Source organism: Mucilaginibacter lappiensis (genome assembly GCF_900155965.1).
Lineage (GTDB): Bacteria > Bacteroidota > Bacteroidia > Sphingobacteriales > Sphingobacteriaceae > Mucilaginibacter > Mucilaginibacter lappiensis.
The window spans coordinates 187,050-202,084 of record NZ_FTMG01000012.1 but is presented as its reverse complement, the minus strand read 5'-3'; the positions used below and the strand labels follow the sequence as shown (position 1 = coordinate 202,084).

Here is a 15,035-nt window from a genome sequence, read left to right as displayed (position 1 = left end):
CGCATCACTGCAAAATCCAGTTCGTTTTTTGACACATCGGTGCCGATGAAATAGGTGAATTCCATAACTTTGCTTTTGATTGTTAATAAATCAAGATTAACCTGTTTAAACACAATCAATACCTTACTAATGAGCCTGAGAACTCTAATTTCTATTTGATGCTTGTTTAAACAAACTGACAGAGGATTGAATCGAAGTATAGGCCTTTAAGCCTGGTAAGTCTTTTAATGTGCCTCTGTCAGTGTTAATCTTTTTAACAAAAATCGGAGTTGTTAACAAAGAAAAAGAAGCAAAAAGAAAGCTTCAACAATAATAACAACTCGTTTATTCTTGTTGAAGCTAATCTAAAGGTAAATCTTATAAGCTACCTTTCCAAATCCTTATTTAAAATTTCCACTATCTTCCCGTTTCCAATTACCCTGGCCCCCTCTCTAAATTCAAAGGATAGGCCGGAATATAACTTTCCGGCAAATATCTCGGTTGATATGATAGTTATTTCAGCAAGAACGTCTTCTCCCGGATACACAATTTCTTTATTCAAAAAAATTTGCTGTCCGGAGGTCTGCATATCACTAAATGCAAACTTAACCTGTGGCCTATAACCTGAAAATGCCGGAGTTGATCTTCCTCCATCTTCTGTCGTAAGATATTTTAATTCAGCAATAAAATCTGCGGAATTCTTCACAAACTTACCCATACTACTTCCCTTTCAAAAAGCCATTCTCGTCCAGCCAGTTTGTGGCCCAATCAAACCATTTGCCTTTGTTTTTGGAATTGTTTAAGCCAAAGCCGTGGCCACCTTCCTGAAACAGGTGCATCTCGGCCTTTACGCCATTTTTAAGCAGGGCATCATAAAACAGCAGGCTGTTTTGTACAGGTACAGTTTTATCATCCTCAGCATGTACTAAAAACGTGGGTGGGGTATTGGCAGTAATTTGTTTCTCATTCGAATACAGGTCAACCTGTGCTGCCGATGGTGTTTTACCGATCAGGTTTTCGCGCGAGCCTACATGCGCCTGCTCGCCAAAAGTGATCACCGGATAAATCAGCATCATAAAATCGGGACGCAAGCTGATATTCTCCTTATTTTCAATTACAGGTTTATCAAAGTGAGTGCCGGCCGTAGAAGCCAGGTGCCCGCCGGCCGAAAAACCGATGATACCTATTTTATTAGGGTTAGTACCCCATTCGGCAGCTCTCTTACGTACAATCATAATGGCCGTTTGTGCATCCTGTAGGGGACCTATCGATCTGTCGACCATAATCTCGTCACTGGGCAGGCGATATTTTAAAACAAAGGCGGTAACACCAATTTTATTAAACTCCTGGGCGATAGCCATACCCTCATGTGCCGAAGCCAAACCAGAATAACCGCCACCCGGAATAACAATTACCGCCACACCATTGGCTTTATCTTTTGACAAAAAATAAGGCGTAAGCGTTGGCACGCTTACATGATCTATCCAGGAAGATTCATTTATTTTCTCTACATAAGCAGCAGGAGTTGGTTTGGAATTGGGTACTCCTTTTGGATATAAGGGAATAGGCTTTTCCTGGCCGTAGGATAATGTTGTTGCAATAGTCAAAATAAAGGCAGATAAAATGGTTTTCATAAATCAAATTTATAATAATTATAAACTTTTACTGAGTGTTTCTTTTACAAGCTCCCGGTTCTGTCGCGAAATGGGAACCTTAGTCTGATCATTTAAAAGTAGCGTGCCGCCATCTTCGCGTAAGTAGCTTTTTACATATTGCTGGTTTACCAAATGCGATTGATGCGTACGTACAAACTGATGCGGTTTTAAAATATCAGCAAAATCTTTAAGCGTTTTACATACCAACACCTGCTCGCCATTTTGCAGGTAAAAGGTGGTGTAATTGTTTGAGGCTTCGCACCTGACGATATCTGTAATTTTTACATACATGATACCTGTAAGCGTAGGCAATGTTATTTTAGGTATTTCTTTTTGCCCGGCTTTAATATACTGCAGCAGGTTTTCGATACTATGATTTTGCTGGCGATGGCTTATTTTTTGTTTTGCTTTAGCTATGGCCAGTTTAAATTCGGCAATATCAATTGGTTTTAGCAGATAATCTAATGCCGAGAACTTGATGGCCTGGATACCATACTTATCATAGGCTGTAATAAATATAACTTCGAATTTTATTTCGGGTAAGGCACGTAACAAATCAAAACCCGATTGTCCGGGCATCTGGATATCCAAAAATACCAGATCGGGCTGATGATCCTGTATAGCTTTTATTCCTTCTGCGGCTTTTGAAGCAGTTGTTAATATCACAACATCTGTACTGTGCGTCGCGACAATGAGCTGCAGGTTTTCAATATTATTAGGTTCATCATCAATGATAATACTGCGAATGCTGGTCATTTTATAATAGTTATACCCAGTTTGATAAACGTATGTTTACAGCAGTTCCTGTAGCCTGTGTATCAATATCTAAACTAACAGCCTGTTCTTTATATAACTGGTTCAATAAAGCTACGCGTTCTTCACTTAATTTCAGGCCATAGCTTTCTTTTTCATCCTGCCTATTGATAGCAAAGCCTTTGCCATTATCTTTTACAGTTAAAAGGATATCTTTCACTTCCTTCATTATCCTCACTTCTATTTTCCCATCAGCCTGTAAGCTAGCCACACCATGCTTTACGGCGTTTTCAACAAAGGGCTGCAGTAACATGGCTGGTATATCAATATTAGCAATGTTTAAACCATCATCGGCTATTATTTCGTACTGAAAACCAAACCGTAATTGCTCCATCTGTAAGTAATCATCCAAAATTTTCAATTCCTGCTCCAAACTTAGCAACTCATCATTCCCGGTATCAAGTACCTGCCTGGTTAAACCCGCAAATTTTGAAAGGTAATGATTGGCACCCGCGATATCATTTTTATTCACCAGGTTTTGTATGGATGTTAACGCGTTGAACATAAAATGAGGATTAAGCTGCGCCCTGATGGAGCGTAATTTTAACCCTGCAGTTTGTTTTTCCTGTGCGGCTTTTAAAAGCTTTACCTGGTTACGCCGGTAATACAGCCCAAACAACAAAGCAACACCCGTGAGTGTTGCTATGATATAAGGCAAGGTTTGTTTAAAAGTTATGGCCGCTTTTTTATCGGGCGGTGCGGGTAGTACCTCAAATGGGATCCGTAGCAACTGGCTTTCAGACCAATGCCCCAAATCTTCAGCCCTTTGTATAATTATCTCATAACTACCTGGTTGATTAAAGTATTTACTTGCCAAAACATAATAATTTTCAAGATGGTACCAGCCTATCTCGTTAGTATCAATTTTCCCTTTAATATTTTTAGTCAAGTATATTACATAGGGTACATCAGCATGTTGTTTATAAGCAAGGCGTATATTAGTAATGCTATCAACCGGAAATTTAAAATTTAAGGGGAGGCCGGTTTTAGGATCAAACCGCGTGGCATACCCTTTATTCATTTTTGAATAATTAAGGTTAAAATAATATATCTTCTTGGTAGAGTCATTGCCACTTTTACCATCATCAGGCGTTTCTATAGTAATTTGAGTAACTACTGGCTTAAAATTAACCCGCCAATCAAAAACCACCCCATCTCTGATATTATAGTCTTTAATATTTACTACCTCTATCATAACCATTTTACCTGGAAACCGATAGTTGCCTAAAAAGCCATACGACTGCTCAGCACCATACTTTTGCTCAAGCTTAGGAATTTTGGACCAGGGAACTATTTCAACACTATCATTCTCAACTACATGGTAACGATAGTTTTTAATATTGCTTTTATCGATACCCAACGCAATTAAAATTGCCGCAGAACTATCTTTAATAATATAACTGGAATATTCTTTTGATAAAGACTTTACAGGATTTGAAAAAAAATCTTCGAGATTGGGGTTTAGTTTAACACCCAGCATAATTGGACTACGGGGTGTTTCATCCTGAGAATTAAAGTAATGTCCCTCTTTATATTCCATTACATCACTAACAGCAGTATCTGCTGCACGGAAGGTTTCAGATTGCCTCACCATCATCCGTTGATCCGTTGAAATAAAATCAAAACAAAAGGCATTCCCAAATTTATTGGTGTTAGAGGTTTGGGCAAATGTGGCCGACATTAAATTAACAGCGAACACAAACCAAGTTATTAATACTAAAGTTCTTTTTTTCATGATGTGATAAGGTTTAGGTTGTTTCATATCACAAAATTGTATCTAATGCTCGGTTTTATCAACGCGTAATGAGTATCTGGTAGCATGCGGTTAGAATTTGGTGCCCGATCAAGATAAAACAAAAAACGGCACTATATGATATAGTGCCGTTTTTTAGATTTGATTAAACAGTTTTAATTTTTAGGCCCGCCAAATTCCATCAGGTAAGCTTTTAAAAATTCGTTGAGCTCTCCGTCCAGCACAGCGGCGGCGTTGGAGGTTTCATGATCGGTACGCAGGTCCTTCACCAGTTTGTATGGATGAAGTACATAGTTACGGATTTGTGAACCCCACTCTATTTTCTTTTTGTTGCCTTCAATGGTATTGGTTATTTCTAATCGCTTACGCATTTCAACTTCGTACAATTGCGATTTTAATAAACGAATGGCATTATCCTTATTCTGTAATTGCGAGCGCGATTCCTGGTTTTTGATAATAATACCCGATGGCTTGTGATATAAACGTACGGCGGTTTCTACCTTGTTCACGTTCTGCCCGCCAGCACCACCAGAGCGGAAGGTTTCAAACTCAATATCGGCAGGGTTAATATCGATCTCTATCGTATCATCAACCAATGGATAAACGTATACAGATGCGAATGAGGTATGGCGCTTGGCATTGGCATCAAACGGAGATACCCGCACTAAACGGTGAACACCATTTTCGCCTTTTAAATAACCATAGGCAAAATCGCCTTCCAACTGCAGGGTTACGGTTTTTACACCGGCCACATCACCAGGCTGGTAATCCTGCTCGGTAACTTTATAACCATTTTTTTCGCCCCACATAATGTACATACGCATGAGCATACCTGCCCAGTCGCAGCTTTCGGTACCACCCGCACCGGCTGTTATTTGCAGTACGGCATGAAACTGATCTTCTTCGGCCGAGAGCATATTTTTAAACTCAAGCTCTTCCACCACCTTGATGGCCTGGTTAAATTGCTGCTGCATTTCTGCTTCGGTAGCATCCCCACTCTGGTAAAATTCAAAAAGCACGCCGGCATCATCAATTACGGATGATACTTTCTGAAACTCATCTGTCCATACTTTTTTGGTTTTGATGGATGCCAGTACTTTTTCGGCGTCCTTGGGATGATCCCAAAAATGGGGACCAACAGTTATTTCCTGTTCTATTTTTAATTGGTCAAGCTTCTTGTCGATGTCAAAGATGCCTCCTCAGGGAAACTAATCTATCCCTTAAATCCTGAATCTGTTCTTTAGTCATTCGGCAAATATATACAATTTGATAATCGGCATAAATAAAAAAGGATGCATTTTAGATTGTCGCATAGTAAACTCACCCCGTGCGACAATTTGATAATCGGCATAAATAAAAAAGTTCCGAAGCTATACTTCAAAGATACGTTGAAGCATAATCCATGAACAGAGGATATTTTGCTAAAAAGTGGGTTTACATGGTTTACACTTTTTACGGTTAACATGACATTATTTAATTGATAATCAGTAAATTAAATACATTTACCCCTCAAATAGTGTAAACCATAATTTTCGGCGTTTGCCCCAACAAAAAAGGCCCGCAAGTTTGCGGGCCTCACAATGTCAGTTATATTTTATTAAGCCACCATCAGTTTATTAACCAATAAGCTTAGGTCGGCTTTGTTACCGTTTAGTTTGGTAAGCATGTTAGTTAAGCCAAATTCTTTGATCTGCTCGCTTTTTGACTCCCTTACCAGTTCCTTCATCACCTGCGGTATAAGTGCGTTTGCAGTTGCCAGGGATTGTACAGGATCAATATGATAAAAAGTATTTAAACGATTGGCAAAGCGGTTTACTATGCTTGATACTAATGAATGATTGTAAATACCCGACGACTGAAAGTACTTGATCAGTTCTTTCAATTTGCCATTTTCCATCTGGCCTTTTAAAACCTCTATGATAGAACTTGAGGCCTCAATCATCACTGCTTCGCGGTGCTTTGCAGGTATTATAGGGTTGTTAACAACAGCCGTCCCGGCGTTATTTTTTACAAGCAAAAAAAGTTTTTCAAACATGACCTTTTTTATTTTTACTTTTAAATTTACAAATTGATGATAAATAATGCATTTGATTACCAACAAAACAAATATATCAAATAACTATTTGAAATATCCAAACAATTGTCAAATATTTTTAAAATTATCGCAATTTTTAGGTGTAAAACAAACACTATGTAAACAGTGTTAAAACAACACTAACAATTGTTAGTTTAATATTTAATATCCACCTAACAATTAACTTGTTACTTTTGTTAAAAAACCACTTCAATTATGCTGCCAAATATCGATTTTACCACCACCCAGAGTTATAAATATTTAACAGATCACTACATCGACATCGTATCGAAAAGCCTGAAAGAGCTATTTGATACTGATAAAGAGCGATTTACAAAATTCCATATCCAGTTTGAAGATATTTTATTTGATTATTCCAAAAACCGGATAGACGAGCAAACTATCGCTTTATTGATACAGTTAGCTAAGGAATGTTCAGTAAATAAGGCAATTGAGGCCATGTTTTCGGGCGAAAGGATCAACGTCACTGAAGATCGTCCGGTGCTGCACATTGCCCTGCGTAACCGCAGCAACAAACCTATTTATGTTGACGGCAAAGATGTGATGCCCGATGTAAATAAAGTGCTTGACCATATGAAAGATTTCAGTCAGGCTATTATATCCGGCGACTGGAAAGGTTATACCGGCAAACCCATCACCGACGTGGTGAACATTGGCATCGGAGGATCTGATTTGGGCCCGGTAATGGTTACTGAAGCGTTAAAGGCTTATAAAAATCATCTGACCCTGCACTTTGTATCTAACGTTGACGGTACCCATATAGCCGAAACGCTAAAAGTGGTTGATCCGGAAACTACTTTATTCCTCATTGCCTCTAAAACATTTACCACGCAGGAAACCATGAGTAACGCGCACAGTGCACGTGATTGGTTCCTGGCTGCCGGAGCAAAAGAGGCGGATGTAGCTAAACATTTCGCGGCCTTGTCAACCAATGCCGCCGCTGTTGGAAAATTCGGTATCGATACCAAAAATATGTTTGAGTTTTGGGATTGGGTTGGTGGTCGTTACTCTTTATGGAGCGCTATTGGCCTGTCTATCTCTTTGAGTATTGGCTTTGATAATTTTGTTAAACTGCTGGAAGGCGCCCATGCTACCGACGAGCATTTCCGCACCACGGAGTTTGACCAAAACATCCCGGTGATACAGGCTTTAGTGGGTATATGGTATAACAACTTCTTTGAGTCTGAAACCAACGTAATATTACCTTACGATCAATACATGCACCGTTTTGCCGCTTACTTTCAACAGGGCGACATGGAAAGCAATGGTAAACATGTGGATCGCAACGGTAAAGAGGTTGACTACTCTACCGGACCGATCATCTGGGGCGAACCCGGCACCAATGGCCAGCACGCTTTTTACCAGCTGATACACCAGGGGACCAAACTGATCCCTGCCGATTTTATAGCGCCTGCACAATCACACAATCCGCTGGGCGAACACCATAATATGTTATTGTCAAACTTCTTTGCGCAAACCGAAGCTTTAATGAACGGTAAAACCGAAGAAGTAGTGATCGACGAGTTAAAGGCAGCCGGTAAATCAGCCGCAGAGATAGCTGAAATAGCGCCTTTCAAAGTATTTGAAGGTAACCGTCCTACCAACTCTTTCCTGCTTAAAAAGATCACTCCGCATAGCCTTGGTTCATTAATAGCCATGTATGAGCACAAAATATTTGTACAGGGCATTATCTGGAACATCTATAGCTTTGATCAATGGGGCGTTGAGCTTGGCAAGCAACTGGCCGGCAAAATCCTTCCTGAATTGAAAGATAACGCCGAAATCAGCAGCCATGATTCATCAACCAATGGTTTGATCAATCAGTATAAGGCCTGGAGGTAGAGCCCCCCTAACTCAAGCCCCCCACCCCCCTAAAGGGGGAGCTGATAATCCTGAAGATAAATGAATAAAACCGAAAAAGCCTGCAATTGCAGGCTTTTTCGGTTAATGAATATGCTAATCAAAAGCTCCCCTTTTAGGGGGCTGGGGGGCTAATCTTTATCTGATACAGATGCGGCCATTTTTTGCCGGTTACAAACAGGCGTTTGCCTTTTGCATCCCAGGCAATGCCATTCATTACATCCGCATTGGGGTTTCTACTTGCCTCCGGGTATAAATTGCTTAAGTCAACTTTTTGTAATACTGCACCTGTTTTAGGGTCTATTACTAATATGTTATTGGTATGATATACATTGGCGTATATCTTACCATCAATGTATTCCAACTCATTAACCTCTTCTACCTGACCTTTATCATCATACACATCAATAAAACCAATTTGCTTATAAGTATCCTTATCCAGGAAAAAGATCCGGTTGGTTTTATCATCCATGTATAGTTTTTTACCGTCAAAACACATACCCCAGCCTTCAACACCTACATTATTGGTAAAAGTGCTCAGTAGCTTAAAAGTATCCTTATCATAAACATAACCTATCTTTTCCAGGTAGGTAAGCTGGATGAGCTTGTTGCCTACAATGGAGATCCCCTCGCCAAAAACTTTCGGGTCAAGCATAATTTGTTTGATGGATTTGCCCGTAGCCAGATCGACTTTTCTTAATCTCGACTGTACATCTCTTGATTGTCCTGCCGGTGGGTCAAGATAACCGCCCCCGCTTTCATAAAGCGCACCATCCTGGTAAAGCAAACCTTCGGTATAGCAACTGGTATCATGCGGAAATACTTTTTCAACTTTATAGGTCAGCAATTCCGGTGCTTTGGCGGCCGTCAAAATAATATTGGTAGTTATTTCCTGATCTTTACCACCGGAGTATACTTTCGCGGTGATCAATTTAATACCCAGGGGAATAGTATCCGTTTTCAGGTTGATACCTGCCGAATCTTTACCCACACCTAATTTTAAGGCATCCAGCATGTATACAATAGAGTCGGGCTTGCTATCCGCAGGCAAACTTACTTTGATCTTTACTTCATCGCCAGATTTGTAGGAGGTACCGGCTTCGGGGCTGATGGTATAGTCAGCGCCGTTATCTTTTGGTTTATTATTGCAGCTGCAGCCAAATGCCAATAAGGCACAGGCGGCAAAAAGTACTTTTAGTTTATTATTCATAAAATAAATCAAGTGGTCGAAGGCCAAAACGCATCTTCAATATGGTTTAGTATATAATTTTTATCCCTGTCAAACAAAATAGCGATGATATCAAACCGCACTTCGCCCTGGTGGTTCATGAGGTAAATATATTCATCTGCGGCATCAGCCAGTAATTTTTGTTTACGGGCATCCACAAAATCCTCGGGTTCACCAAAACCGTTGCCGGTGCGGGTTTTTACTTCGGTAAATATAATAACCTTGTCTTTATATGCAATCAGGTCTATCTCGGCTTTTCCGTGGGTCCAGTTCTCATCGAGTATTTCATAGCCGGAATTTTCCAGGTGGGTTTTGGCTAAAGCCTCGCCGGCGCGGCCCAGGTCAAGGTGCTTGGCCATTATTTGATAATTACTGAGCCTAAAAAATCGGAGATCATTTTTTCGACCTTTTTCATGCGGATATATTGGTTCAGCAATATTTCCTGGTCGGCCTCGGTTTCGGCTTTTTGTAACTCACTGCGCAGATTTTCGAGCATTTTACCCACTTTATGCTTCTTGAGGTGGAATATAGCACCTAAAATGGCAGCTTTCATATTATCCTGCTCATCGTGAATCATGATCCGGTGCATCTCGTACCAGTTTTCGCTCAGCGTATACTTGGTAGCCAGCATGGTTACGGTGAGGTCAACAATCCCCTTATCTTTATGATGGATAAAATAGGCGTCATCGGGCAGCACACCGTTCTCTACTTCCTGCCGGTATAAGTCCGTAAACATTTTACAAACAGGATGCTCAAAAGTAACATCGCCAAGTTCGGCTATCATGAACGGGCCGATATAGGTATTAGCGATACCATCCCAATCAATCATTCTACTACCGTACAAGAGCAACAGCCTGATAATCTCTTTCTCCTGCGAACTCTCATCCTTGGCTTCCTGAACTTCGGGCTCATCAAAAAAGTTGGGCTCGTCCGGAGGTTGTTGCGGGGAGTACCTGGTATTTTGCTGTTGCTGGCCATCTTTTTTAGCCTTGGCCTGCCGCATTTTATTCAGTTCGGAAAGGAGCGAACGCTCATCTATCTGTAACAGATAGCTACACTCCTTAATGAAAACCGAAGCCTTGATGGAGTCAGGTATCTTGGCGATGCTCTCTACGATCTCGCGGATGATCTCGGCTTTCTTTATCGGATCGTTACCGGCATCTTTTAAAAGCAGGTTGGCTTTATAAAGGATAAAATCCTTTTTGCTTTCTTCAATATGTTTTTTGAAGGCGTTGGTACCTACCAGGCGTACATAAGAGTCGGGGTCATGTCCATCAGGGAACGAGACTACTTTTACGTTAAGTCCGGCTTCCAATATCATATCCAGCCCACGCAGGGATGCTTTGATACCCGCCGCGTCGCCATCATACAAAATGGTGATATTCTGCGTAAAACGGCTTATCAGCCTGATCTGTTCGGATGTTAACGATGTACCTGATGACGCCACTACATTTTCGATACCCGCCTGATGAACCGACAGCACATCGGCATAACCTTCAACTAGGTAGCAATTATCTTCATCGCGTATAGCCTTTTTGGCAAAATATAATCCGTAAAGTACGTTTGATTTATGGTAGATCTCACTCTCGGGCGAGTTTACATATTTGGGTACGTTCTTATCTTTTTTCAGCGTACGACCGCCAAAAGCGATGACACGCCCGGTAAAACTATGTATCGGAAACATCACCCGGCCCCGGTACCTGTCGTACAGTGTACCGTTGTCGCGCTTAACCGATAGTCCGCTTTCCTCTAAAAATTGTTGTTGATAGCCCTGATTTATAGCTGTCCCGGTAAAAGCCTCCCATTGATCTGGTGAGTAACCAAGCTCGAACTTTTTGATGGTTTCGGTACTAAAACCGCGTTCTTTAAAATAGCTCAGACCAATATTTCTACCTTCATCAGTATCCAGCATGCTTTCATGAAAAAACTTGGCAGCAAAGGCCGTCACGATCATGAGGCTTTCCCGGCGCAGGTCTTCTTCCTTATTTTCCGGATGATCAATGGTTTCTTCAACCTCGATACCGTACTTTTTAGCCAGCCATTTTAAAGCTTCGGGATAACTGAATTTTTCCAGTTCCATTAAAAAAGTAACCGCCGAACCACCTTTACCTGTCGAGAAATCTTTAAAAATGCCTTTTGCTGGCGATACCGTGAACGATGGAGTACGCTCATTGGCAAAAGGCGATAAGCCCACGTAGTTTGCACCACGCTTTTTTAACTGCACAAACTCCCCTATCACCTCCACAATGTCGGTGGCTTCCATAATACGGTCGATGGTGGATTTTATGATCATGCGCTAAAATGCAAAGGTAGCCTATCGGGTATCAAGTATCAAGTGGTGAGTAGTGAATAGTTAGTGGTGAGCGGAGAGTAGCAAAAGGTGAGCTGTGAGTAATGAATGATGAGTAGTTAATAGTAAGCATCATAAGCTTTTAATAAAAAAGAAATGCCATTATTTAGACAACTAATTATAATTACTCATTACTAACCACTCACTATTCGCTACTTACCACTCACCAAAGTTGGCTTTAAAAATGTTACCGCTATACCGGCAAGCACAATTACACTACCTACTATTTCTTTCAGCTGTAAACTTTCGTGCAGCAAAATTACCGCGATAATACCTGCAATTACCGTTTGTCCCAAAAGCGCTATAGCAACCTTTGTACTCTCCAAAAATCGCAGTGAATAATTGATGGTTATCCAGCCGGTTAACTGGCAAAGCAGGCTCATCCCCAAAAAACAAAGCCAGCTATTTAAAGAAAAGCTAATCAAATTATTGCCTTGCCAACAGCTGATCATGAGCAGGAAGGCACTCGCCGCAAGCATGTTATAAAACATGAACGACAGGGTGCCTATCCGCTGTAAAATATTATTGGTTATTACGATGTAGATGGAATAAAACATGCTGGCCAAAAGCGCCAGTGCAATACCAATATTAAACTGCAGGTTGATTATATTCTGGTAACCCACTAAAATGATCATCCCTAATATGGCTATGCCCGTACCTATCCAAAATAATATTCCCGATTTTTTGCGCAGGATAAAAAAGCTGATGAGCCCTACCCAAACCGGGGCCAGGTTAGCCAGCAGGGTTGATACGGTAGCACTGATGTGCCCCAACGAAATATTCCACACGGCAATGTCTGAGGCAAAAATGAGTCCGCCCAGGAAGGCCGTTAACAGATCCTTAGTGGCTATTTTAAGGTTTACCTTCCAGAAACACCATGGAGCTAATACCAGCCAGGCCAAAAACACCCTATAAAAAGCCGCTGTAATTGGGGGCGCCCCGCAAAGCTTTACAAATATGGGCGAAAAGGCTATACATAAAATACCGATAGTAAGGCTGATTTTGGGGTTCATAGGGGTAACAGATGAGGGGCAAATTTAGTTAAATAGCTTATCATTAAGGCCAAAATTACCCGTACCATTATATAAATAATTGTATTTTTGCGACTCTAAAAAATATATTATATGAGTCAGCGAGTAAAGATTAAAGCATTGCTGCAAAGTCAGCAAACCGACATTGATGTAACAGTAAAAGGATGGGTGCGTGCATTCCGTTCCAATCGTTTCATTGCTTTAAATGATGGCTCAACAAATAATAACATCCAAATCGTTGTTGATTTCGAAAATACTGATCCGGCATTGCTGAAACGCGTTACCGTGGGTGCTGCTTTAAGCGTTGTGGGTAAACTAATAGCTTCACAAGGCAAAGGTCAAACGGTTGAAGTTATAGCTACCGACATTGAAATACTGGGCGACAGCGATCCTGAAAAATACCCCATCCAACCAAAAAAGCACAGTTTGGAGTTTTTGAGGGAGAACGCCCACCTGCGTTTCCGCACCAGTACTTTTGGGGCGATATTCCGGGTGCGCAACAGCCTGGCTTTCGCCGTACACCAATTTTTCCAGGAGCGCGGTTTTATTTACCTGCATACACCGGTGATCACCGCGTCTGACGCGGAGGGCGCGGGCGAAACTTTCCACGTAACCAACTTCGACCTGGATAACATCCCGAAAACAGATACCGGCGAGATCGATTTTAAACAGGACTTTTTCGGTCGCCCAACCAATTTGACCGTATCCGGGCAACTGGAAGGTGAACTAGGTGCTATGGCCCTGAGCGATGTATATACTTTTGGCCCTACTTTCCGTGCCGAAAACTCTAATACTACCCGCCACCTGGCTGAGTTTTGGATGATAGAGCCCGAAGTTGCCTTCAACAGTCTGGACGATAACATGGATCTGGCCGAGGAGATGCTGAAATACGTGATCAAATACGCTTTGGACAAAAATGCCGATGATATCGAATTTTTAACTCAGCGCCTGGAAGAAGAGGAAAAACAAAAACCGCAGAACGAACGCTCAGAAATGACCCTGCTCGAAAAACTGCAGTTTTGTTTAAATCACGATTTCGAGCGCCTTACTTACACCGAGGCTATCGACATCCTGAAGGAATCGACCCCGAACAAAAAGAAGAAGTTCCAATACCCGATTGAAGGTTGGGGAACCGACTTGCAAAGCGAGCACGAACGTTACCTGGTGGAGAAACATTTCAAAAAGCCAGTGATCCTGACCGATTATCCTAAGGAGATCAAAGCATTTTACATGCGCCAGAATGATGACGGCAAAACCGTTGGCGCTATGGATATCCTGTTCCCGGGCATTGGCGAAATTATAGGCGGATCGGCCCGTGAAGAACGTTTGGACAAGCTGGAGCAACGCATGGACGAAATGAATATCCCTAAAGACGAGCTTTGGTGGTATCTGGACACCCGTCGTTTTGGCTCTTGCCCGCACGCTGGTTTTGGCCTGGGCTTTGAACGCCTGGTGCTGTTTGTAACCGGCATGGGCAATATCCGCGATGTGATCCCTTTCCCAAGGTTCCCGAAAAATGCTGAGTTTTAATCAGGATTACAGGATTTAGTTAGATTGACAGGATTTTTAAAGACTTCATTATTGCAACCATGAGAATCCTTTCATTCACTAAATAACCCTCAAATTATGTTGCTGTGAACGTAATTGCATTTTCAAATAGGACTACATAATTTTAGATCGATTAACAGGATTTTAAACATTGCATTATAGCGATTGTGAAAAATCCTGTTAATCTTTAAATAATCCTTAAATCGTGTCACTGTGCCTGTAATTGAATTAGCCACCCATATCAATGCGCCCATCGGGAAATGTTTTGATTTGGCCCGGAATATCGATGTACATGTTGCTTCAACCCGGCATACCGGCGAAACTGCTATTGCCGGTCGTACCAGCGGATTGATTGAACTGGGCGAGTGGGTTACCTGGCGGGCTAAACATTTTGGCGTCTGGCAAACCCTCACTTCAAAGATCACCGAGCTGGAGTATCCCAACTTTTTCACCGACGAAATGGTGCAGGGCGCCTTCAGAAACTTCAGACATGAGCATTACTTTTTTGCTATAAAAGAGGAAACGCTAATGAAGGACATCTTCAGGTACGAATCATCGTATGGCACTATATTCGATCTTGTTTTTTTGCAGAATTATATGTGTAGTCTTTTAGAAAAACGCAACATGGTTATTAAAGAAATAGCCGAGGCCCCCCAGCCCTCTGAAGGGGATGAATATTAATAATTTAAAGTAAAAATGTCGTATTTCGAATATCGAACGCCG

The 15,035-nt window shown here is 41.4% G+C and carries 13 protein-coding genes; 3 read left to right on the top strand and 10 right to left on the bottom strand.

Annotated features, from left to right (window positions below):
* Positions 1 to 364 precede the first annotated feature (364 nt).
* From BW976_RS20795 to BW976_RS20770, 6 genes are all read right to left on the bottom strand, one after another.
* Positions 365 to 697: an EF-Tu C-terminal domain-related protein gene (locus BW976_RS20795; RefSeq protein ID WP_076376071.1), complete on the bottom strand. Its 333-nt coding sequence runs from the start codon at positions 695 to 697 to the stop codon at positions 365 to 367.
* A 1-nt stretch (position 698) separates the two neighbouring features.
* A complete protein-coding gene (locus BW976_RS20790; RefSeq protein WP_076376069.1) occupies positions 699 to 1,613 on the bottom strand; it encodes an alpha/beta hydrolase in 915 nt (304 codons plus the stop codon).
* A gap of 18 nt (positions 1,614 to 1,631) precedes the next feature.
* Positions 1,632 to 2,390: a LytR/AlgR family response regulator transcription factor gene (locus BW976_RS20785; protein WP_084192286.1), complete on the bottom strand. Its 759-nt coding sequence runs from the start codon at positions 2,388 to 2,390 to the stop codon at positions 1,632 to 1,634.
* Positions 2,391 to 2,400: 10 nt separating this feature from the next.
* Entirely contained in the window at positions 2,401 to 4,182 is a 1,782-nt protein-coding gene (locus BW976_RS20780; RefSeq protein WP_175614149.1) for a sensor histidine kinase, read from the bottom strand.
* A gap of 173 nt (positions 4,183 to 4,355) precedes the next feature.
* Positions 4,356 to 5,448, bottom strand: a protein-coding gene (gene prfB / locus BW976_RS20775) for a peptide chain release factor 2 (RefSeq protein WP_183583930.1) whose coding sequence is annotated in 2 segments (ribosomal slippage) — positions 4,356 to 5,387 and positions 5,389 to 5,448 — 1,092 coding nt in all. Because the reading frame shifts where the segments join, the coding sequence is not laid out codon by codon here.
* A 349-nt stretch (positions 5,449 to 5,797) separates the two neighbouring features.
* The gene (locus BW976_RS20770; RefSeq protein ID WP_139332368.1) at positions 5,798 to 6,235 is read right to left on the bottom strand and encodes a hypothetical protein; all 438 of its coding nucleotides are present in this window, start codon (positions 6,233 to 6,235) and stop codon (positions 5,798 to 5,800) included.
* A gap of 255 nt (positions 6,236 to 6,490) precedes the next feature.
* Here BW976_RS20770 and pgi point away from each other — a divergent pair, with 255 nt between their 5' ends.
* On the top strand, positions 6,491 to 8,137 hold the full coding sequence (gene pgi / locus BW976_RS20765; RefSeq protein WP_076376061.1) for a glucose-6-phosphate isomerase: 1,647 nt from the start codon (positions 6,491 to 6,493) through the stop codon (positions 8,135 to 8,137).
* A 133-nt stretch (positions 8,138 to 8,270) separates the two neighbouring features.
* Here pgi and BW976_RS20760 read toward each other — a convergent pair whose 3' ends face one another.
* From BW976_RS20760 to BW976_RS20745, 4 genes are all read right to left on the bottom strand, one after another.
* Positions 8,271 to 9,365: a glutaminyl-peptide cyclotransferase gene (locus BW976_RS20760; protein WP_076376059.1), complete on the bottom strand. Its 1,095-nt coding sequence runs from the start codon at positions 9,363 to 9,365 to the stop codon at positions 8,271 to 8,273.
* A gap of 8 nt (positions 9,366 to 9,373) precedes the next feature.
* Positions 9,374 to 9,742, bottom strand: coding sequence for a YraN family protein (locus BW976_RS20755; RefSeq protein WP_076376057.1), 369 nt, complete (start codon positions 9,740 to 9,742; stop codon positions 9,374 to 9,376).
* Entirely contained in the window at positions 9,742 to 11,676 is a 1,935-nt protein-coding gene (gene dnaG / locus BW976_RS20750; RefSeq protein ID WP_076376055.1) for a DNA primase, read from the bottom strand. Before dnaG ends, BW976_RS20755 begins: the two co-directional genes overlap by 1 nt.
* A gap of 209 nt (positions 11,677 to 11,885) precedes the next feature.
* The gene (locus BW976_RS20745; protein WP_076376053.1) at positions 11,886 to 12,746 is read right to left on the bottom strand and encodes a DMT family transporter; all 861 of its coding nucleotides are present in this window, start codon (positions 12,744 to 12,746) and stop codon (positions 11,886 to 11,888) included.
* A 111-nt stretch (positions 12,747 to 12,857) separates the two neighbouring features.
* Here BW976_RS20745 and asnS point away from each other — a divergent pair, with 111 nt between their 5' ends.
* Both asnS and BW976_RS20735 read left to right on the top strand, forming a co-directional pair.
* Positions 12,858 to 14,294: an asparagine--tRNA ligase gene (gene asnS, locus BW976_RS20740; protein WP_076376051.1), complete on the top strand. Its 1,437-nt coding sequence runs from the start codon at positions 12,858 to 12,860 to the stop codon at positions 14,292 to 14,294.
* Between the two features lie 231 nt (positions 14,295 to 14,525).
* Positions 14,526 to 14,993 (top strand): SRPBCC family protein, encoded by a 468-nt coding sequence (locus tag BW976_RS20735; protein WP_076376049.1) that lies wholly within the window; start codon positions 14,526 to 14,528, stop codon positions 14,991 to 14,993.
* Positions 14,994 to 15,035: the final 42 nt, after the last annotated feature.